We start from the raw sequence: 18,444 nt of genomic DNA on the forward strand, positions 1-18,444 counted from the left end.
CGCGCCGAGCGATCGACCGGCGGCACCCCGGCCGGACCGGGCCCGACGGGGTGACCGGCGGGAACGTGACGCAGACCGCTCCGCCGGGCGGCCCGGGCGCGTAACGGCCGGGTTAGGCTCCGCAGCCATGAGCGCTGCAACGGAGCCGATGGGGGACCCGTCGAACGCCCCGGACGTCGAGCCGGACGTGCACACGACGGCCGGCAAGCTGGCCGACCTGTACAAGCGGTACACCGAGGCCCTGCCCTCCGAGGCGGCGGCGGAGCGCCAGCACGCGAAGGGCCGGCAGACCGCCCGCGAGCGGATCGACCAGCTGCTCGACCCCGGCTCGTTCGTCGAGCTCGACGCGCTCGTGCGGCACCGCTCCACCAACTTCGGGATGCAGGAGAAGCGCCCCTTCGGCGACGGCGTCGTCACCGGCACCGGCACGATCGACGGCCGCCCGGTCGCCGTGTTCTCCCAGGACGCCACCGTGTTCGGCGGCTCCCTCGGCGAGGTCTACGGCGAGAAGATCGTCAAGGTCATGGACGTGGCCGCCAAGATCGGCTGCCCGGTCATCGGCATCAACGACGGCGGCGGCGCCCGCATCCAGGAGGGCGTGGTCGCCCTCGGCCTCTACGGCGAGATCTTCGTCCGCAACGTGCGGGCCTCCGGCGTGATCCCGCAGATCTCGCTGATCATGGGCCCCTCGGCGGGCGGCGCGGTGTACTCCCCGGCGCTCACCGACTTCACAGTCATGGTCGACGAGACCAGCCACATGTTCATCACCGGTCCGGACGTCATCAAGACGGTCACCGGCGAGGACGTCGACATGGAGGAGCTCGGCGGCGGCCGGGCACACAACTCCAAGTCCGGTGTGGCGCACTACCTCGGCTCCGACGAGCAGGACGCGATCGACTACGTCAAGGAGCTGCTCAGCTTCCTGCCGTCGAACAACCTGTCCGAGCCGCCGACCTACCCGGCGCCCGAGCCCACCGCGGGCTCGATCGAGGACGGCATCACCGACACCGACCGCGAGCTCGACGAGCTCGTCCCGGACTCGGCGAACACGCCCTACGACATCCGCGAGGTCATCAACCGGGTGGTCGACGAGGGCGAGTTCCTCGAGGTCCAGGAGCTGTGGGCGCCGAACATCGTGACCGGCTTCGCCCGGGTCGAGGGCCGCTCGGTCGGCATCGTGGCCAACCAGCCGACCCAGTTCGCCGGCTGCCTCGACATCGACGCCTCCGAGAAGGCCGCCCGCTTCGTGCGGACCTGCGACGCCTTCAACATCCCGATCCTCACCTTCGTCGACGTCCCGGGCTTCCTGCCGGGCACCGACCAGGAGTGGAACGGCATCATCCGCCGCGGCGCCAAGCTGATCTACGCCTACGCCGAGGCGACCGTCCCCAAGGTCACCGTGATCGTCCGCAAGGCCTACGGCGGCGCGTACGACGTCATGGGCTCCAAGCACCTCGGCGCCGACGTCAACATCGCCTGGCCCACCGCGCAGATCGCCGTCACGGGCGCCTCCGGGGCCGTCAACATCCTGTACCGCAAGGAGCTCAAGGGCCTGGAGGGCGACGAGCTCGCCGCCAAGCGCGCCGAGCTGCAGCAGGAGTACGAGGACACCCTCGCCAACCCCTACATCGCCGCCGACCGCGGGTACATCGACGCGGTGGTCCCGCCGTCGCACACCCGCGGGTACGTGGGCCGCTCGTTGCGGATGCTCGCGACCAAGCGGGAGCAGGGCCCGGCCCGCAAGCACGGCAACATCCCGCTGTGAGCGACGCCGTGAGCGACAGCGCGGGGGAGAACGTGGACGAGAAGACCCCGGAGGAGCGCCGCGCGCTCTTCCGGGTCGTCAAGGGTGACCCGACGCCGGAGGAGCTGGCGGCGCTGACCGTGGTCCTCGCGGCGGCCGCGAGCGGTGGCGACACGCCGCCGCCGAAGGCGCGCGACCTCTGGTCGAACCCGGCGGACCGGGTGCGCCGGCCGCTCGACGTCGGCCCGGGCGCCTGGCGCGCCTCGGTGCTGCCCCGCTGATCCTCCCCCAGTACGGACCAGCCGAGCACGGACCCGGAAGGCCCCGAGAACGACGACGGGCTCCCACCCGAGCGGGTGGGAGCCCTGTCGCCGAGGAGCGGGGTCCGTGATGAAGACGCGCGCCGGAGGATCCCGGCGCGTCAGCCCGCGACGGCCGTGCGCGACAGCGCGTGCTCGACCAGCGCCACCAGCGACCGGAGACTCGAGTCGGCCTCGCGGGCGTCCATCCACAGCACCGGGGTCTCCGGTGCGAGCGCGAGCGCGTCGCGCACGTCGTCCTCGGAGTGCGCGTCCGAGCCCGGGAACCGGTTGACCCCGATGACGTACGGGATCCGCCGGTCCTCGAAGTAGTCGATCGCCGGGAAGCACTCGTCCACCCGGCGCAGGTCGACCAGGACGACGGCGCCGACCGAGCCGCGCGCCAGCTCGTCCCACATGAACCAGAACCGGGACTGCCCGGGCGTGCCGAACAGGTACAGGATCAGCGACTCGTCGACCGTGATCCGCCCGAAGTCCATCGCGACCGTGGTCGTGGTCTTGTCCGGCACGGCGACGGTGTCGTCGACGCCGACCGACGCGGAGGTCATCGTCTGCTCGGTGAGCAGCGGCGGGATCTCCGACAACGACCGCACGAAGGTCGTCTTGCCCACCCCGAAGCCACCGGCCACGAGGATCTTGAGCGGGTACAGCTCACGCCGATCGCGCACGGAGCCCCTCCAACAGTCTCTCCAGGATCTCGGGGCCGGGGGCACCGTCGCCCCCGACCTGCGGCAGGTGCACCGCGACGTAGCCGGCGTCGGCGAGGTCGCCGACCAGCACCCGGGCCACGCCCACCGGCACCTGCAGGGCCGCACCGATCTCGACCAGCGAGACCGGGGCCGCGGCGAGGCCGAGGATCGTCCGGTACTCCAGCTGCAGGTCGGCCGCGTGCCGGCCCGAGTGCGTGACCGTCACGAGCGCCTCGACGGGCAGCTCCTTGCCGGCCGAGCGGGTCCGCCCGCCGGTGACCGCGTAGACCGGGACGACCCGGCCCGCCCGTCTGACGGGCTGGTCGTCCGCCGTTCCGTCCCGCACCTCAGCGGCCCGCCGGGGTGCGTGGCGCCGGGGTCAGCGCGTGGCCGACGCGCGACGCCAGCAGGGTCATCTCGTAGCCGATCATGCCGATGTCGCAGGCGCGCTCGGCGTGGACGGCGAGCGTCGCGCCGCGGCTGACCGCGGTGACGAACAGGTAGCCGGCCTCCATCTCGAGGATGGTCTGGCTGACCGCACCGGAGCCCAGCAGCTGGGCGGTCCCGTTGGCCAGGCTCACCAGGCCGGAGGCCGCGGCCGACAGCTGGTCGCCGAGGGCCTCGCCGACGCCCGGCGAGGAGGCGAGGCGCAGCCCGTCGCCGGAGACGACGACGGCGTTGACGACGCCCGGGACGTCCCGGGTGAACTCCACGAGCAGCCAGTCCAGCCGGCCGGTCGATGTGCTCACGGGTTGGTCCTCCTGTCGGTGATGTGCTGGTCGTGCTGGTCGTGCTGGTCGTGCATCCCGGTCCCGCCGAGGCCCTGGTCGGCGACGGCCTGGGCGGCCTGCCGGCTGGCCTGGTAGCGGGACAGGGCCTGGGCGGCGTCGGTGCTGGGCCCGGCCGGGGCGGCGGGCGCCGCCGGGGCGACGGGCTCGGCCGTGCCGCCGCGCAGCTCGGGGGCGAGCGACGCCTGCGGGACGCGGCGTCGCAGCCCGCTGGAGCCGGTGGCCGGGGGCCGCGAGCCCTCGGCCGGGGCCGGGCGGGGGGTCGGGATCGGGACCCGGGTGGTGTCGGTGCCGTCCGCGTCGCCGGCGCGGTCGGTGGCGCCGTCGGTCCGCTCGGTGGCCCGGTCGGGGGCCCGGTCGGTGGCGCGGTCCGGCTCGTGGCCGTCCGCGCCGTTCCCGTTCGCGTGCCCGGTGTGCCCGTCGGTGCCGTTCGCGCGGGCGTCGGGGGTCGGGCCGGCGGAGGTGGCGCCGTCGCCCCCGAGAAGGGCGTGGCCGTTCCTGCCGGTGCCGTTGTGGCCGTCGGTGCCCTGCCCGAGGCCGTGGGCACCGTTCCCGTTGACGCCGTTCCCGTTGGTACCGAGGCCGTTGGCGCTCTGCCCGTTGTGGCCGCCGCCGTTCGGGCCGTGGCCGTTGAGCCCGTTGGCCGCGTGGCCGGTGCCGTTCCGGCCGGACCGGTCGTCCCCGAGCGGGCCGGGGGCACGGTCGGCGGGCGCCGGGTCCCACCAGCCCGACCAGTTGCCGCCCGGCCCAGCCGGGATCGGCGCGGACCGGGTGACCGGTAGCGCTGCCGGGGTGGCAGGCGAGGCAGGCGGGGTCGCCGGCGAGGCCGGGGCCCGGCGCGCGACCGGGGTCGGCCGGTCCTGCGGGGTCGCGGGGGCCGGCGGGGACCAGGCCGGGGCGGTGGCGGCCGCGATGCCGGGGAGCGGGCTGCGCTCGGCGGTCACGGTGGCCTCGGCGCGGCGGGCGTGCTCGGCCGGCGGCTGCTCGTGCACCGCGGTGGCCCGGCGGGTCTGCTCCGGCCCGCTGCCGATCCCGGCGTGCGGCCCGGCCTGCGGGTCGGACACGAACAGCGCCGCGGGGAGGATGACGACGGCGGTCAGCCCCGAGCCCGGCGTGGTGGACAGCGACACCTCGATGCCGTGCCGCGCCGCGAGCCGCGCGACCACGTGGAAGCCCAGCCGCTGCGACACCGAGAGGTCGACCTCACGGGGCCGGATGAGCAGCTCGTTGGCCGCGGCCAGCTCGTCGTCGGGCATGCCGACGCCCCAGTCCTCGACCGTGAGGATCTGGCCGCCGATCTCGGCCCGCTGGGGGCGGCTGCGGATCGTGACGGCGGTGTCCGGCGGGGAGAAGCGGACGGCGTTCTCGGTGAGCTCGGCCAGCAGGTGGGTCAGGTCGGCGACGCTGTGGCCGGCGACCGCGATCCGGTCGTCGACGGAGAACTCGACCCGCTCGAGGTCCTCGGTCTCGGCGATCGCCGCGCGCACGACGTCGCGCATCGACACCGGCGCCGACCAGACGCGGGGCGGCTGCTCGCCGGAGAGGACGAGCAGGCTCTCGGCGTTGCGCCGGACGCGGGTGGCGAGGTGGTCGAGCTTGAACAGCTCGGCGAGCGCGTCGGGGTCCTGCTCCTTCTCCTCGAGCTGGTTGATGATGTCCAGCTGCCGGTAGAGCATCGACTGGTTGCGGCGGGCCAGGTTGACCAGCATGTCCGAGGTGAACTGCCGGCGGCCGATCTCGGCGTCGGCGCGGACGAGCTCGCGGCCGAGCTCCTCCTTCTCGTGCTGCTCGTCCTCGGTGATCCGCCAGAAGATCACCATGCCGACACAGGCCAGCAGCACCGCGCCGGCGTGGATGCCGCCCCACAGCCACGGGTCACGCTGCGCCGCGGGGTGGTTGAAGATCAACGTCGGGTAGAAGATCGTCCCGATCCCGTGCGAGACGCCGGTGAGCAGGATGTTCCAGAGGAACGGCACCCAGTCCTGGTAGAGCGCGATGAAGCCGATGATGATGAAGAAGTGGAAGTGCGACTCGATCGTGCCGTGCGTGACGGCCACGAGCGCGATGGAGCACCACACCAGCCCGGCACTGATGCACGAGGCCGCGACGCGTCGCTGCGTCACGAAGTGCCCGGTCACCAGCAGCACGACGACGGGCGCGATGCCGGCCCCGAGCACCAGCCCCAGCGGGTTGTCGAGCAGCCACCCGAACAGGAACAGCACGGGGATGTGGGCCGCCAGGACCCACTGCAGCAGAAGATGCCGCCTGCGGAACGACGCCTCGTCGAGCGTGTTGCCGCGTGGCAGCCAGTCCAGCAGCCTCGTCATTCGTCGGCCACCCTCTCGGTCGCTTCGTCCAGCTCGTGGCGCGCCGCCGCCGGGCCGCTCACTCTCGGCCGCGGGCCTCTCCGGGGAGTCGTCCGATCGGGTCGGGGCCCGGCCGGATTTCGCACGCGTCGACGGCGGAAGGTACACGGAGCGTGTCCCGGGCATGACTCGATCGCGTGCGAACGGTCGGTCAACGCCGTTGTGGACTGCCGATCGTCGCGGAATCCGGGCCTTTCGCCCCTGTGCGAGGTGAACCGGACACCGCCGTTCGGCAGAGTGCGGTGCCCGGTCCGGGGCCGTTGCGACCGCCGGGCTCAGACTGCCGACCACTCGCCGCGAAAGAGGTTCATCCGGCGAGAGAACGTCCGGGACGGTCGTTGGACCGCCCTCCCTGTGAGTCCGCGGAGGCGGTCGATAGGCCCTTCGGACGCGTGCGGCACCGGGTCGCCGCGAGGGCGACCGCGAGTGAGCACGCGAACCCGGAGCGCGGCGAATTCACCGCTTCGGAGCAGCGGCCGAGGTACCCGAGGTGACCGCTCGGCGACTCACCGCGTCCGCTTCGGCGTGTCGGCGTGCGGAAGCCCGGGCCCACAGGACCCCTGACCACCTGCGACGACGTTCTCGCTCCCGGGTCGGGTACCTCCGCCCGGACTCGATCTTCTCGGCCGATCGGCCCAGTCGATCACCCGCGCGACCGAGGTAACGTGCCTTGCGGTCCACGTGCAGCACCGGGGGGCAACCCGCGCGCGGTCGTGGAGACCGCGGTGCAGCGTGGCGCCCGGTCGGCAGTGCTCCCCCACTGGTCGATCACCCGGAGAAGTACGTGAGAATCCTGCTGCTCTGTTCGTCCTACAACGGGCTGACCCAGCGCGTCTGGACGGAGCTCCGCGAGGACGGGCACCACCTCGACGTCCGCCTCGCGCACGACGAGGCCGCGATCCGCAAGGCCGTCGAGACCACGCGACCCGAGCTGGTGCTGTGCCCGTTCCTCAAGGAGCGGGTCCCCGAGGACGTGTGGCGGGGTCAGCGCGTCGTGGTGATCCACCCGGGTCCGCTGGGCGACCGCGGCCCGTCGTCGATCGACTGGGCGATCACGGACGCGGAGCCGGTGTGGGGTGTCACCGCGCTGCAGGCCGTCGAGGAGATGGACGCCGGCCCGATCTGGGGCCACCGGACCTTCCCGATGCCGGGCGAGCCGCCGCGCAAGTCCGCCGTCTACAACGGACCGGTCGCCGACGCCGCCGTCGAGCTGGCGCGCGAGGTCGTGGCGAAGGCGCAGGACCCGGCGTTCGAGCCGCAGCCCGCGGAGTCCTTCGGCGACGCGGTGATCGGGCGGCTCCGGCCGACCATGAAGCAGACCGACCGCGCCTTCTCCTGGGAGGACCCGACCGACCACGTGCTGCGCCGCGTGCGGGCGGGCGACGGGGCGCCGGGCGTGCGCTCGGAGCTCGCCGGCGTCGCGCTGTCGGTGTTCGACGCCCACCGCGGCTCCGCCACCCCGGGTGCCCCCGGCTCGATCGCGCTGCGCCGGCACGGTGCCCTCCTGGTACGCACCGGCGACGGCGCGGTGTGGATCGGGCACGCCCGGATCCCGGGCGGGGTGAAGCTGCCCGCCGCGACCGTGCTGGGCGGCGCCGTCGAGGGCGCCCTCGACGATGTGCCGGAGTCGCTCGAGCGGCCCACCGGTCCGTCGGACGGCTACCGCGAGATCAGCTACCGCCGGGTCGGCCCGGACGGCTGCGTGGGCGTGGTGCGCGCCGATCTCTACAACGGCGCCATGTCGGCGAGCCAGGGGCACCGGGTCGCCGCCGCGCTGCGGCACGCGGCCGCCCAGGACACGAAGGTCCTGGTCTTCGAGGGCGGCGAGATCTTCTCCAACGGCATCCACCTCAACGTCGCCGAGGGCCGCCCCGACGGAACGGTGGAGAGCTGGCGCAACATCAATGCGATCAACGACGTCTGCCGCGAGCTGCTCACCTGCACCTCGCAGCTCGTCGTGACCGCGGTGGGCGGGCCGGCGGGCGCGGGCGGCGTGATGATGGCGCTCGGCGCGGACACCGTGCTGCTGCGCCGCGGCGCCGTGCTCAACCCGCACTACCGGAACATGGGCCTGACCGGCTCGGAGTACTGGACCTACGCGCTGCCGCGGCGGGTCGGATCGGCCGACGCCGTCCGGTTCACCCGGGACTGCCTGCCGGTCGGCGGGGCCGAGGCGCTGCGCACCGGCCTGGTCGACGAGGTGCTCGAGGGCGACCGCGCGGCCTTCGACGAGCAGGTCGTGGAGCACGCGGTCCGGCTCGCCACCGGCGACGGGTACGCCGCCGCCCTGGCCGCCAAGCAGGCCGCCCGGGAGGCCGACGAGCTCAGCCGCCCGCTGGAGACCTACCGGGTCCAGGAGCTCGCCGAGATGAGCCGGGACATGTTCGACGACCGGTTCGGCTACGCCCGGCTGCGGCACGAGTTCGTCGCGAAGGCCAAGGACACGTCGTTCGACGACCCGACGATCGCCCGCTCCGTCCGCGAGGCGACGGCCGAGGCGGAGGTCGCGCCGGTGGTGGCGGAGATCGCGGGCTGACCTCCACCCCCGGGTGGAGCCGCCGCTCCACCCGGGATCGACCCGCGGACCGACGACCCGGGGTGGCCCCCGGAGCACGCTCCGGGGCATGGACTTCGCCTCGGGGAACGCGCTGGTCACCGCCCTGCTCGTCGGGGTGCTGCTCGTGCTGGTCGTGGCCCGGCAGCTGACCGACCGGCCCGCCACGCCGCAGCGCGCGATGCTCGTGCCGCTGGTGCTGACGGTCCTCGGCGTGCTGACGCTGCTGCGGGCGCACCCGCCGGTGACCGCCGCCGGCCTGGCGCTGACGGCCGCCGAGGTGCTCCTCGTCGTCGGGCTCGGGGTGCTGCGCGGCCGGTCGGTGCGGCTGTTCGTGCGCGACGGCGTGCTGCACCGGCGCGGCGGCGCGGTCACCCTCGCGCTCTGGGTGCTGACGATCGGGCTGCGGGTCGGGCTGGGTCTGCTCGCCGTCCGGCTGGGGGCGGGCGCGCTCGCGTCGGCCACGCTGCTCGCCTCGCTCGGGCTGAGCCTGCTGGTACAGGGCCGGGTGCTGCGCGTCCGGATCGCCGCGGCGGCCGGCGTTGACGGGGCCGGGTCGCCGCGCGCGAGGATCGGGGGGTGATGCTCGACGCGGCCGGCCCCGGGTCGCGGCCCTCCGTCCTGCGGCGGGCCGCGGCCCTGGTCTGGCTGCCGATCATCGTCGCCGCCGCCTGGGCCGGGACCCCACGGCTGCCCGTGACCCCGCTCGCGGTGGCGGCCACGGCGCTCGCGAGCGCAGGCTGGGTGATCACGGCGGCCCGCATCGAGCGCCCCGGCTGGGATCCCGCCGGGCTCGTCGCGACGGCCGCCGGCGGCTGCCTCATGGCCGCCCTGGCCGGGAGCTGGTCGGTGTCGGTGGCCTTCTGCTTCGTGGCCGTCGGCGCCGCGGGGGCCCGGCTCGGCCGGCTCCCCGCCGTGGCGCTCGCGGCCGCGGTGTCCCTGACCCTCGCGCTGACGATCGCGCGCGGCGAGCTGACGGAGTCGCTGCTCGTCACGCTCGGGACGGCCAGCGTGCTGCTGCTGGGGATGAGCCGGCGGGACGCGCACCGTCGCGCCGAGGAACGCGAGCTCGCCCGCGCCGCGGAGACCCGGGCCGCCGAGGAGCACGCGCGGGCCGCGGCGCTGGCCGAACGCGCGCGCATCGCCCGCGACGTGCACGACGTCCTCGCGCACTCGCTGTCGGCGCTGTCGGTGCAGCTGCAGGGTGCGCGGCTGATGCTGCAGCGCGACGGCGCGCCCGCGGACACCGTCGCGCAGGTGGACCGGGCGCAGCGGCTCGCGACCGAGGGCCTGGCCGAGGCGCGCCGGGCCGTGCACGCGCTGCGCAGCGGCCCCGTCGACCTGCCCACCGCGCTGCGGGTGCTCGCCGCCGACCATCCCGGCGCCACCCTCGACCTGGCCGACGGCCTGCCGGAGGTCTCCCCCGAGGCCCGCGACACCCTCGTCCGGACCACGCAGGAGGCGCTGTCCAACGCCCGCAAGCACGCCCCCGGTGCCCCGGTCACGGTGCGGCTCCGGTCGGCGGGCGGGGAGGTCGAGCTCGAGGTCGCCGACGTGACCGGCGCCCGTCCCGACCCCGGGGCCGGCGGCTACGGTCTGGTCGGGATGGCCGAGCGGGCGGCGCTGGTCGGCGCCCGGCTTGACGCGGGACCGACGGAGGACGGATGGCGGGTGCGGCTGACGGTCCCGGTGGCGCCATGACACTGCGGGTCGTACTGGCCGACGACCAGCGGATCGTCCGGGACGGCCTGGTCACCCTGCTCGGCCTGCTGCCCGGCATCGAGGTCGTCGGGGCGGCCGCGGACGGCGCCGCCGCGCTGGGCCTGGTCGCCGAGCACGCCCCCGACGTGCTGCTCACGGACCTGCGGATGCCGGGCGTCGACGGGGTCGAGGCCACCCGGCGGGTCCGCGCCGAGCACCCGGGCACCGCGGTCGTCGTCCTCACCACGTACGTCGACGACGAGGCGGTGGTCCCCGCCCTGCGCGCGGGCGCCGCGGGCTGGCTCTCCAAGGACGCCGACGCCGAGGCCATCGGCCGCGCGCTCCGCTCGGCCGCGGCCGGGCAGACCACGCTCGACCCGGTCGCGGCCGCGCGGCTCGTCGGCGCCTCCGCCCCGCCACCGGCGCCCGCTCCGGGCGCCCTGCCGGACGGGCTGACCCCGCGCGAGGCGGAGGTGCTCACGCTCATCGCCGAGGGCCTGTCCAACCAGCAGATCGCCCGCCGGCTGGTCGTCGGCGAGGCGACGGTCAAGACCCACGTCAACCACCTGTTCGCCAAGGCCGGGCTGCGCGACCGCGCCCAGGCCGTGCGGTACGCCTACCGGCACGGGCTCGCGGGCGGATGATCCCTGCGCGGTGCTCCGGCCTGACCGCGCACGGCCGCAGGGGGCGCTCGTAGAGTCGCCGCGTGCGTCTGGTCCTCGCGTCCGCCTCCCCCGCCCGGCTGTCCGTCCTCCGCGCGGCCGGCCTCGATCCCCTCGTCCGGGTCTCCGACGTCGACGAGGACGCGTTGCTCGCCGCGATCCCCGGGGCGCCGCCGGCGGAGAAGGTGACCAGGCTGGCGGGCGCGAAGGCCACCACCGTCGCCCGCACGCTCGACGGCACGGGCGGCGGGGCCGTCGTCGTCGGCTGCGACTCGATGCTGCTCATCGACGGGGAGCTGGTCGGCAAGCCGCACGACGTCGACACCGCGCGCACCCGCTGGAAGGCGATGGCCGGGCGGACCGGCGAGCTCGTCACCGGGCACGCGGTGCTGCACGTCGTCGACGGGGACATCGAGCGGGTCGCCGAGGGGCACGCGACCACGACCGTCCGGTTCGGCACGCCCACCGACGCCGAACTGGAGGCCTACCTGGCGACCGGCGAGCCGCTCGTCGTCGCCGGCGCGTTCACCCTCGACGGGCTCGGCGGCTGGTTCGTCGACGGCATCGACGGCGATCCGTCCAACGTCATCGGGATCAGCCTGCCGCTGGTGCGGCGTCTGCTGGGGGCGTTGGGGATCTCCCCGACGGACCTGTGGACAACTCCCCCTGAGGACTGACGACCGGCGGCGGAGCGGCGGCCGCCGGGACTACCCTCGCGGCCATGGCTCCCACTGACCCGGACCCGAAGTTCGCCGAGTACGCCCACCCGGAGCGGCTCGTGTCCACGGCCTGGCTGGCCGAGCACCTCGGCGACCCGGACGTCGTCGTCGTCGAGTCGGACGAGGACGTGCTGCTCTACGACACCGGCCACATCCCGGGCGCCGTGAAGGTGGACTGGCACACCGAGCTGAACCACCCGGTCACGCGGGACTACGTCGACCCCGAGGCCTTCGCGCAGCTGTGCGGCGAGCGCGGCATCGCGCGCGAGAGCACCGTCGTGTTCTACGGCGACCGCAACAACTGGTGGGCCACCTATGCGCTCTGGGTGTTCCGGCTGTTCGGCCACGAGGACGTCCGGATCCTCGACGGCGGGCGCGCCAAGTGGGCCGCCGAGGGCCGCGAGATGACCACCGAGCAGCCGAAGCCGACCCCCGTCGAGTACCCGATCGTGGAGCGGGACGACATCGCGATCCGCGCCTTCAAGGAGGACGTGCTGGGCCACCTCGGCGGCCAGCTCGTCGACGTCCGGTCCCCGGGCGAGTACTCCGGCGAGCTGCTGCACATGCCGGACTACCCGCAGGAGGGCGCCGTCCGCGGCGGCCACATCCCCGGCGCGTCGAGTGTGCCGTGGGCCCGCGCGGCCAACGAGGACGGCACGTTCAAGTCCCGCACGGAGCTCTCGGAGATCTACGAGGACGAGCAGGGCCTGGCCAAGGACGCGCCCACGATCGCCTACTGCCGCATCGGCGAGCGGTCCAGCCACACCTGGTTCGTGCTGTCCTACCTGCTCGGGTTCGAGGGCGTCCGCAACTACGACGGCAGCTGGACCGAGTGGGGCAACTCGGTGCGGGTGCCGATCGTGCAGGGCGCCGACAAGGGGTCCGTGGAGAAATGAGCCTCCCTCCCGCCCTGGCGGAGCTCGTCGAGGACTTCGAGGCGGTCGGTCCGAAGGACCGCCTCCAGCTCCTCCTCGAGCTCAGCCAGGAGCTCCCCGATCTCCCCGACCGGTACGCCGACGCGGCGGGGTCGATGGAGCAGGTGCACGAGTGCCAGTCGCCGCTGTTCCTCGCCGTCGAGGTCGACAAGGACGCGGACCGGCGCGTGCACCTCTTCTTCTCGGCCCCGCCGGAGGCCCCGACCACCCGGGGCTTCGCCGGGATCATGCACACCGGGCTGGACGGCGAGCCGGCGAGCGAGGTGCTCGCGGTGCCGGACGACTTCTACACGGCGCTGGGCCTCACCCAGGCCGTCAGCCCGCTACGGATCCGCGGCATGGCGGCGATGCTGGCGCGGATCAAGAAGCAGGTGCGGGCCGCGGTCGCGGGGTGAGGACCGGCCGGTCGGTCGCTGAGGGCTCGCTGAGGCGACGGCCGGGCCGCGAACCCTAAGCCTTCGTCAAGAACGTTCCGCAGTGGCCTGCGCCACCCCATGCTGTCGGTGTCCCACAGGACGACCGACCGGGGGGTGGTCGTGATGGCGGTACTCGCAGCACCGGGAGACACCTGGGGCCTCGATGGCCCCACCTTCCTGTTCCTCTACCTGGTCCTCGCCGCGGCGGTGCTCGTCGCGGCCGCGCGGGCGCGGCGGCGGATCGCCGGCGCCGGGGCCGGGCGCACCACTCCCGCGGACCGCGCCGGGCCGCTCTCCGGCCGGCCCCAGGACGTGGCGTACCTGCACGGCGGCCCGGAGCTGGCCGTCTGGTCCGCACTGAGCGCGATGCACCTGTCCGGCACGATCGCGACCGCCGGGCGCGGCGTGGTCCAGGCCGTCGGGCGGCCCGAGACGCGGGCCACCGAGCTCGAGCGGGCGGTCCACGCGACGGCGACCTCGCGGACCCCGCAGCACCGGCTGCGGTTCCACGGGTCGGTCGCCGCGGCGCTCGACCGGATCCGGGAGCGGCTCGTCGCCGAGCAGCTCCTGCTGTCCGAGGCCGAGCGCGACCGGATCCGCCGGATCGGCGGCTGGATGCTCGCGGTCGCCGTGTTCGGGCTGGTCCGGATCATCGCCGGGGTGGCCAACGCCCGGCCGATCGGCTTCCTCGTGGCCGCGACCGTCGTCGTCGCCGTGATCGGGCTGGTCCAGCTGGTCCGCGTGCCGCAGCGCACCGTGACCGGGCAGCGCGCCCTGGAGTTCCTCCGCGACAAGCACTCCGAGCTGTCGCCGAGCATGAAGCCGGACTGGGTGGCGCACGGCGCGGGAGTCGCGGCGCTCGGCGTCGGGATCTTCGGGATGGGCGCCCTGTGGGCCTCCGACCCGGCCTTCGCCGACGAGCTGGCCGCGCAGAAGGCCGCGGCCGCCACCGGCGGCTGGAGCGGCGGCTACTCGGACGCCGGCAGCAGCTGGGCCTTCGGCGGCGGGGGCGACGTCGGGGGCGGCAGCAGCTGCGGCGGTGGGGGCGGCGGTGGCTGCGGCGGCTGACCGCCCGCCGGGCGTGGCGCCGGTGGCCGGCCTCGGGGTCGGCTGGCGGCCCGAGATCGCCGGGGTCGTCGCGGGGGTGCCCGGCCTCGGGTTCTGCGAGGTGATCGCGGAGTCGCTCGACCTCCGGCACCCCGACCGTCCGCCCGCAGGTCCGTCTCGAGGGGTGACGGACCTGCGGGACCGCGGGATCCCGGTGGTCCCGCACGGGGTGTGGCTCGGCCTCGGGGACGCCGGGGGCGTCGACCCGGGCCGGGTCGCCCACCTGGTCGCCTGCGCCCGGGCGCTCGACCCACCGCTGGTGAGCGAGCACGTCGCGTTCGTCAGGGCGGGCGGCCGCGAGGCCGGGCACCTGCTGCCGGTGCCGCGCACTCGCGAGGCGCTCGACGTGCTGGTCGAGGGCGTCCGGCGCACGCAGGCCGAGCTGGAGGTCCCACTCGCGCTGGAGCCGATCGCGGCGCTGTTCGACTGGCCGGACGACGAGTACGCCGAGGGCGACTTCCTCACCGAGCTGCTCGACCGCACCGGCGCGCTGCTGCTGCTCGACGTCGCCAACCTCTACGCCAACGCTCGCAACCGCGGGCACGACCCGTCGGCCGTCCTCGACCGGATGCCGCTCGGTCGGGTGGCGTATGTGCACGTCGCGGGCGGGGCGGTCCACGACGGGCTGTACCACGACACGCACCTCGATCCCGTTCCCTCGGCCGTGCTCCTGCTGCTCGAGGAGGTGCGCGAGCGCGGCGCCGCGCCGGCCGTGATGCTGGAGCGGGACGGCCGCTACCCGCCCGCCGCGGAGCTGCGGGGGGAGCTCGCGGCGATCGCGGCGTCGGCGCGGCTGGAGCCGATGCCGTCGGCGCCCTCGGAGCCGGTCGCGTGAGCGCCGGCGGGGCCGGTCCGACGGGCGCCGGCGAGCTCGCTGCACGGCAGGCGGCCCTCGTCGCCGCCCTCGTCGACGGCGCCCCGGACCCGCCCGGCTTCGCCGCCGACCGGCTCGCCGCGACCCGGGAGGCGCTGCTGCGCAAACGGTCCGGGCAGGCCGCCGCGGCGTGGCCGTTGCTCGCGGCCGGCCTCGGCGCCGAGTGGACCGCGTTCGCCTGCGCGGTGCTCGCCGGGCGCCCGGTTTCGGGGGCGTTCCGGGACGGCTGGGACGTCGCCCTGGCCGCCCGATCGGCGGATCGGCTGACCGAGGGCGCCCGCCGCGAGCTCGCCGCCCGGGAGCGGGCCTACCGCTACGACGGCGTCCGGCCGCCGCGCCGCCGGCTGATCACGCAGGTCGCCGCGCTCTTCCGGCGCTGATCCACGTTTCGGCACGCCCCTCCCGGGGAAGATTCCGCGCGGAGAGACGGTCAGCCGTGACCGTTCGATGACGGATGCCACATCCGCTCGCGTTCGGTGTTCGCTGGGTGAACTCCTAGACTCCGCGGTAACCAACGCGCCGACGCAACGGGGGTCGGCCGCGAGCCACGAGGAGACCGAACGTGCCTGAACTGCGCAAAGTTCTCGTCGCCAACCGCGGGGAGATCGCCGTACGGGTGATCCGGGCCGCACGGGACGCGGGCCTTGCCAGTGTCGCGGTCTACGCCGACCCGGACCGGGACGCGCTGTTCGTGCGCCTGGCCGACGAGGCCTACGCCCTGGGCGGCACCACCGCGGCCGAGTCCTACCTCGACTTCGACAAGGTCATCGGGGCCGCGAAGCAGGCGGAGGCGGACGCGATCCACCCCGGCTACGGCTTCCTGTCGGAGAACGCGGACTTCGCCCAGGCCGTGATCGACGCCGGCATCACCTGGATCGGCCCGTCGCCGGAGTCCATCCGCGACCTCGGCGACAAGGTCACCGCGCGGCACATCGCGATGCGCGCCGGCGCCCCGCTCGTCCCCGGCACCGCCGACCCGGTCTCGGGCGCGGACGAGGTGATCGAGTTCACCAAGGAGCACGGGCTGCCCGTCGCGATCAAGGCGGCGTTCGGCGGCGGCGGGCGCGGCATGAAGGTCGCGCGCGAGGAGAAGGAGATCGCCGAGCTGTACGAGTCGGCGGTCCGCGAGGCCACCGCCGCCTTCGGGCGCGGTGAGTGCTTCGTCGAGCGCTACCTGGACAAGCCGCGGCACGTCGAGACGCAGGTGCTCGCCGACACCCACGGCAACGTCATCGTCGTCGGCACCCGCGACTGCTCGTTGCAGCGCCGCTTCCAGAAGCTGGTCGAGGAGGCCCCCGCGCCGTTCCTCACCGAGGAGCAGCGCAAGACCCTCTACGACGCCTCGAAGGCGATCGTGAAGGAGGCCGGCTACTACGGCGCCGGCACCGTCGAGTTCCTCATCGGGCAGGACGGGCTGATCACGTTCCTCGAGGTCAACACCCGGCTGCAGGTCGAGCACCCGGTGTCCGAGGAGACCTCCGGCCTGGACCTGGTGCGCGAGCAGTTCCGCATCGCCGAGGGCAAGGAGCTCAACCTCCTCGACGACCCGGAGCCCCGCGGGCACTCGATCGAGTTCCGGATCAACGGCGAGGACGCGGGCCGCAACTTCCTCCCCGCGCCCGGCACCGTCGAGTCGATCGCCTACCCGGCCGGCCCGGGCGTGCGCGTCGACGCCGGTGTGGAGGCCGGGTCGGTCGTCGGTGGGCAGTTCGACTCGCTGCTCGCCAAGCTGATCGTGTCCGGCTCGGACCGGAACCAGGCGCTCGAGCGCTCCCGCCGTGCCCTGGCGGAGTTCCAGGTCGGCGGCATGGCCACCGTGCTGGACTTCCACCGGCTCGTCGTGTCCGACCCGGCCTTCGCGGCCGACCGCGAGGAGGACTTCACCGTCCACACCCGCTGGATCGAGACCGAGTGGGACAACACCGTCGAGCCGTTCACCGGCGCGGCCGAGGCCGACGAGGAGGCCGCGCCGCGGCAGAACGTCGTCGTCGAGGTCGGCGGCAAGCGCGTCGAGGTCTCGCTGCCCGGCGACATCTCCTTCGGCGGCGGCGGTGCCGCCGGCGGTGCGGCCAAGGCCAAGCCGCGCAAGCGCGGCGGGGGCGGCGGGGCCAAGGCCTCCGGCGACGCCGTCACCGCGCCGATGCAGGGCACCATCATCAAGGTCGCGGTCTCGGACGGCGACACCGTCTCGGCAGGCGACCTGATCGTGGTCCTCGAGGCCATGAAGATGGAGAACCCGGTCACCGCGCACAAGGACGGCACCGTCACCGGCCTGTCCGCCGAGGCCGGCTCCTCCATCTCGCAGGGCACGGTCGTCTGCGAGATCAAGGACTGACCCGTGAGTGCCGAGTGCCCCTAGCGGGGCACTCGGCACCCACGACCCCGTCCGACCTGCTGCGATGGAACCCCTCGAGATCAACGCCGGGACCTGGTACCTGCGCGCCCTGCGTGCCGACGACCGGGTCACCGACGTCCCCTCCCTCACCGAGGCCGGCGTGCCCGACGCGCTCGCACACGTCCGGCACCGGGCCGCGCAGTGGTCGTCGGGCACGGGGTGCTCGTGGGCGGTCGCCGAACCGACGACCGGCGAGATGCTGGGTGAGATCGCGCTGACCGGGCTCGGCACCGACACCCCGGAGATCACCTGCTGGGCGCTGGAGCGCGCCCGCGGCCGAGGCATGACGTCGGCCGCGCTGGGCGCCGTGCTGCGCTTCGCGGCCGGCGGGCTCGGTCTGGAGCGGATCCGGTGCGGCGGCTCCGGCCCGGCCGCCGCCCGGCTCGCGACGCGGTCCGGTGCGCCGGATCTGCTGATCATGGATTGACGTCACCCCCGGTGTCGGGTTGACTCCCCAGTGCCAGGTTCGACCGTGTTCGGCGCGCCTGTGCTGCACAAGTACACAGCGCCCGACACGCACCCGTGTGATCACCCCACGGGGCCCGGTCCCTCCGCCACGCGGCCAGGACCGCGCCGCGGATCCCGCCCGACACGAGGCCACCTCGTCGCGGGCACGTCCTCGACAACCACTCGAGAACCAGGATCCGTCATGCCCCCCGACACCCCGTCCGACCCGACGACCGTGTTCGTCACGACCCACATCCACACCGACGGGCCCATCCCGGGCCCGCACTCCCTGCTCACCCTGACCTCGGCGGCACACCGCGCCGACGGGGTCCCGTCCGGGACGTTCACCGCGAACCTGCGGGAGCTGCCCGGCGCCACCCTGCACCCGGCGTCGCTGCAGGACTGGCGCACCCGGGCCGGGGACTGGCTCGCCACCCGGCGGGCCGCGCGTCCCCCGGCCCTCGCGACGATCGCCTACGCCCGCTGGGTGGAGCGGCTGCCCGGCCGCGCGGTGTTCGTCGCGGAGCCCCACACGCAGGACTACCTGTTCGTCTACTGGTACCTGCAGCGCTTCGCCGGTGAGTGGCCGTTCGCGGGGAGCCTCTCCGCCGCGTCGTCCCCGATCCGGTCCGCGCGGGCGGCCGAGGCGTGCGTCCTCGCGTCGTGCCGCACGGCGCCCGGCCCCGGCCTCGCCGCGGCGGGCTGAGCCGACATCGCGCCCCCGGTG

At 74.7% G+C, this 18,444-nt stretch carries 19 protein-coding genes; 15 read left to right on the forward strand and 4 right to left on the reverse strand.

Annotation, left to right across the window (positions count from 1 at the left end):
* The first annotated feature begins 127 nt into the window (after window positions 1–127).
* Together ACQP04_RS31430 and ACQP04_RS31435 are read left to right on the forward strand one after the other, a co-directional pair.
* Window positions 128–1,765: an acyl-CoA carboxylase subunit beta gene (locus ACQP04_RS31430; protein WP_433504125.1), complete on the forward strand. Its 1,638-nt coding sequence runs from the start codon at window positions 128–130 to the stop codon at window positions 1,763–1,765.
* Window positions 1,762–2,025 (forward strand): acyl-CoA carboxylase subunit epsilon, encoded by a 264-nt coding sequence (locus tag ACQP04_RS31435; RefSeq protein WP_433504126.1) that lies wholly within the window; start codon window positions 1,762–1,764, stop codon window positions 2,023–2,025. Before ACQP04_RS31430 ends, ACQP04_RS31435 begins: the two co-directional genes overlap by 4 nt.
* 140 nt (window positions 2,026–2,165) lie before the next feature.
* On the opposite strand, the gene ACQP04_RS31440 is transcribed toward ACQP04_RS31435, so the two are convergent.
* Genes ACQP04_RS31440 through ACQP04_RS31455 form a run of 4 tightly spaced genes read right to left on the reverse strand, consistent with a single transcriptional unit; the run spans window position 2,166 to window position 5,868 of the window.
* A complete protein-coding gene (locus ACQP04_RS31440; protein ID WP_433504127.1) occupies window positions 2,166–2,732 on the reverse strand; it encodes a GTP-binding protein in 567 nt (188 codons plus the stop codon).
* Complete coding sequence (locus ACQP04_RS31445) at window positions 2,716–3,099, reverse strand: DUF742 domain-containing protein (protein ID WP_037046423.1); 384 nt, start codon at window positions 3,097–3,099, stop codon at window positions 2,716–2,718. Before ACQP04_RS31445 ends, ACQP04_RS31440 begins: the two co-directional genes overlap by 17 nt.
* A gap of 1 nt (window position 3,100) precedes the next feature.
* Window positions 3,101–3,502: a roadblock/LC7 domain-containing protein gene (locus tag ACQP04_RS31450; protein ID WP_433504128.1), complete on the reverse strand. Its 402-nt coding sequence runs from the start codon at window positions 3,500–3,502 to the stop codon at window positions 3,101–3,103.
* Window positions 3,499–5,868, reverse strand: coding sequence for an ATP-binding protein (locus tag ACQP04_RS31455; RefSeq protein WP_433504129.1), 2,370 nt, complete (start codon window positions 5,866–5,868; stop codon window positions 3,499–3,501). The genes ACQP04_RS31450 and ACQP04_RS31455 overlap by 4 nt, the downstream gene beginning before the upstream one ends.
* A gap of 823 nt (window positions 5,869–6,691) precedes the next feature.
* Between ACQP04_RS31455 and ACQP04_RS31460 the strand changes: the two genes are divergently transcribed.
* The 13 genes from ACQP04_RS31460 to ACQP04_RS31520 all read left to right on the forward strand — a co-directional run bounded on the left by ACQP04_RS31460 (window position 6,692) and on the right by ACQP04_RS31520 (window position 18,423).
* Window positions 6,692–8,443, forward strand: coding sequence for a hydrogenase maturation protein (locus tag ACQP04_RS31460; protein ID WP_433504130.1), 1,752 nt, complete (start codon window positions 6,692–6,694; stop codon window positions 8,441–8,443).
* 88 nt (window positions 8,444–8,531) lie between these two features.
* Window positions 8,532–9,044, forward strand: coding sequence for a hypothetical protein (locus ACQP04_RS31465; RefSeq protein ID WP_433504131.1), 513 nt, complete (start codon window positions 8,532–8,534; stop codon window positions 9,042–9,044).
* Window positions 9,044–10,162, forward strand: a complete 1,119-nt coding sequence (locus ACQP04_RS31470; RefSeq protein ID WP_433508473.1) for a sensor histidine kinase — start codon at window positions 9,044–9,046, stop codon at window positions 10,160–10,162. Before ACQP04_RS31465 ends, ACQP04_RS31470 begins: the two co-directional genes overlap by 1 nt.
* Window positions 10,159–10,806 carry a response regulator gene (locus ACQP04_RS31475; RefSeq protein WP_433504132.1) on the forward strand — a complete coding sequence of 216 codons (648 nt, stop codon included), beginning with the start codon at window positions 10,159–10,161 and terminating at the stop codon, window positions 10,804–10,806. The genes ACQP04_RS31470 and ACQP04_RS31475 overlap by 4 nt, the downstream gene beginning before the upstream one ends.
* A gap of 62 nt (window positions 10,807–10,868) precedes the next feature.
* Window positions 10,869–11,501 (forward strand): Maf family protein, encoded by a 633-nt coding sequence (locus tag ACQP04_RS31480; RefSeq protein WP_433504133.1) that lies wholly within the window; start codon window positions 10,869–10,871, stop codon window positions 11,499–11,501.
* Between the two features lie 44 nt (window positions 11,502–11,545).
* The gene (locus ACQP04_RS31485; protein WP_433504134.1) at window positions 11,546–12,439 is read left to right on the forward strand and encodes a sulfurtransferase; all 894 of its coding nucleotides are present in this window, start codon (window positions 11,546–11,548) and stop codon (window positions 12,437–12,439) included.
* On the forward strand, window positions 12,436–12,873 hold the full coding sequence (locus ACQP04_RS31490) for a SufE family protein (RefSeq protein ID WP_433504135.1): 438 nt from the start codon (window positions 12,436–12,438) through the stop codon (window positions 12,871–12,873). The genes ACQP04_RS31485 and ACQP04_RS31490 overlap by 4 nt, the downstream gene beginning before the upstream one ends.
* A 144-nt stretch (window positions 12,874–13,017) precedes the next feature.
* Window positions 13,018–13,962: a TIGR04222 domain-containing membrane protein gene (locus tag ACQP04_RS31495; RefSeq protein ID WP_433504136.1), complete on the forward strand. Its 945-nt coding sequence runs from the start codon at window positions 13,018–13,020 to the stop codon at window positions 13,960–13,962.
* A complete protein-coding gene (locus tag ACQP04_RS31500) occupies window positions 13,946–14,836 on the forward strand; it encodes a DUF692 domain-containing protein (RefSeq protein WP_433504137.1) in 891 nt (296 codons plus the stop codon). Before ACQP04_RS31495 ends, ACQP04_RS31500 begins: the two co-directional genes overlap by 17 nt.
* Complete coding sequence (locus tag ACQP04_RS31505) at window positions 14,833–15,255, forward strand: hypothetical protein (RefSeq protein ID WP_433504138.1); 423 nt, start codon at window positions 14,833–14,835, stop codon at window positions 15,253–15,255. The genes ACQP04_RS31500 and ACQP04_RS31505 overlap by 4 nt, the downstream gene beginning before the upstream one ends.
* A gap of 182 nt (window positions 15,256–15,437) precedes the next feature.
* Window positions 15,438–17,210: an acetyl/propionyl/methylcrotonyl-CoA carboxylase subunit alpha gene (locus ACQP04_RS31510; RefSeq protein WP_433504139.1), complete on the forward strand. Its 1,773-nt coding sequence runs from the start codon at window positions 15,438–15,440 to the stop codon at window positions 17,208–17,210.
* 64 nt (window positions 17,211–17,274) lie between these two features.
* Window positions 17,275–17,697 carry a GNAT family N-acetyltransferase gene (locus tag ACQP04_RS31515; protein ID WP_433504140.1) on the forward strand — a complete coding sequence of 141 codons (423 nt, stop codon included), beginning with the start codon at window positions 17,275–17,277 and terminating at the stop codon, window positions 17,695–17,697.
* Window positions 17,698–17,919: 222 nt separating this feature from the next.
* Complete coding sequence (locus ACQP04_RS31520) at window positions 17,920–18,423, forward strand: hypothetical protein (protein WP_433504141.1); 504 nt, start codon at window positions 17,920–17,922, stop codon at window positions 18,421–18,423.
* Window positions 18,424–18,444: the final 21 nt, after the last annotated feature.

It is taken from the genome of Pseudonocardia halophobica (assembly GCF_050948485.1).
In the GTDB taxonomy this organism is placed as follows: domain Bacteria; phylum Actinomycetota; class Actinomycetes; order Mycobacteriales; family Pseudonocardiaceae; genus Pseudonocardia; species Pseudonocardia halophobica.

What these genes read in the sequence shown, in the direction of transcription:
- ACQP04_RS31490 (WP_433504135.1), top strand. Translation starts at nt 12,436, where the DNA reads ATGAGCCTCCCTCCCGCCCTGGCGGAGCTCGTCGAGGACTTCGAGGCG.
- ACQP04_RS31430 (WP_433504125.1), top strand. Translation starts at nt 128, where the DNA reads ATGAGCGCTGCAACGGAGCCGATGGGGGACCCGTCGAACGCCCCGGAC.
- ACQP04_RS31515 (WP_433504140.1), top strand. Translation starts at nt 17,275, where the DNA reads ATGGAACCCCTCGAGATCAACGCCGGGACCTGGTACCTGCGCGCCCTG.
- ACQP04_RS31470 (WP_433508473.1), top strand. Translation starts at nt 9,044, where the DNA reads ATGCTCGACGCGGCCGGCCCCGGGTCGCGGCCCTCCGTCCTGCGGCGG.
- ACQP04_RS31475 (WP_433504132.1), top strand. Translation starts at nt 10,159, where the DNA reads ATGACACTGCGGGTCGTACTGGCCGACGACCAGCGGATCGTCCGGGAC.
- ACQP04_RS31465 (WP_433504131.1), top strand. Translation starts at nt 8,532, where the DNA reads ATGGACTTCGCCTCGGGGAACGCGCTGGTCACCGCCCTGCTCGTCGGG.
- ACQP04_RS31455 (WP_433504129.1), bottom strand. Translation starts at nt 5,868, where the DNA reads ATGACGAGGCTGCTGGACTGGCTGCCACGCGGCAACACGCTCGACGAG.
- ACQP04_RS31520 (WP_433504141.1), top strand. Translation starts at nt 17,920, where the DNA reads ATGCCCCCCGACACCCCGTCCGACCCGACGACCGTGTTCGTCACGACC.
- ACQP04_RS31485 (WP_433504134.1), top strand. Translation starts at nt 11,546, where the DNA reads ATGGCTCCCACTGACCCGGACCCGAAGTTCGCCGAGTACGCCCACCCG.
- ACQP04_RS31495 (WP_433504136.1), top strand. Translation starts at nt 13,018, where the DNA reads ATGGCGGTACTCGCAGCACCGGGAGACACCTGGGGCCTCGATGGCCCC.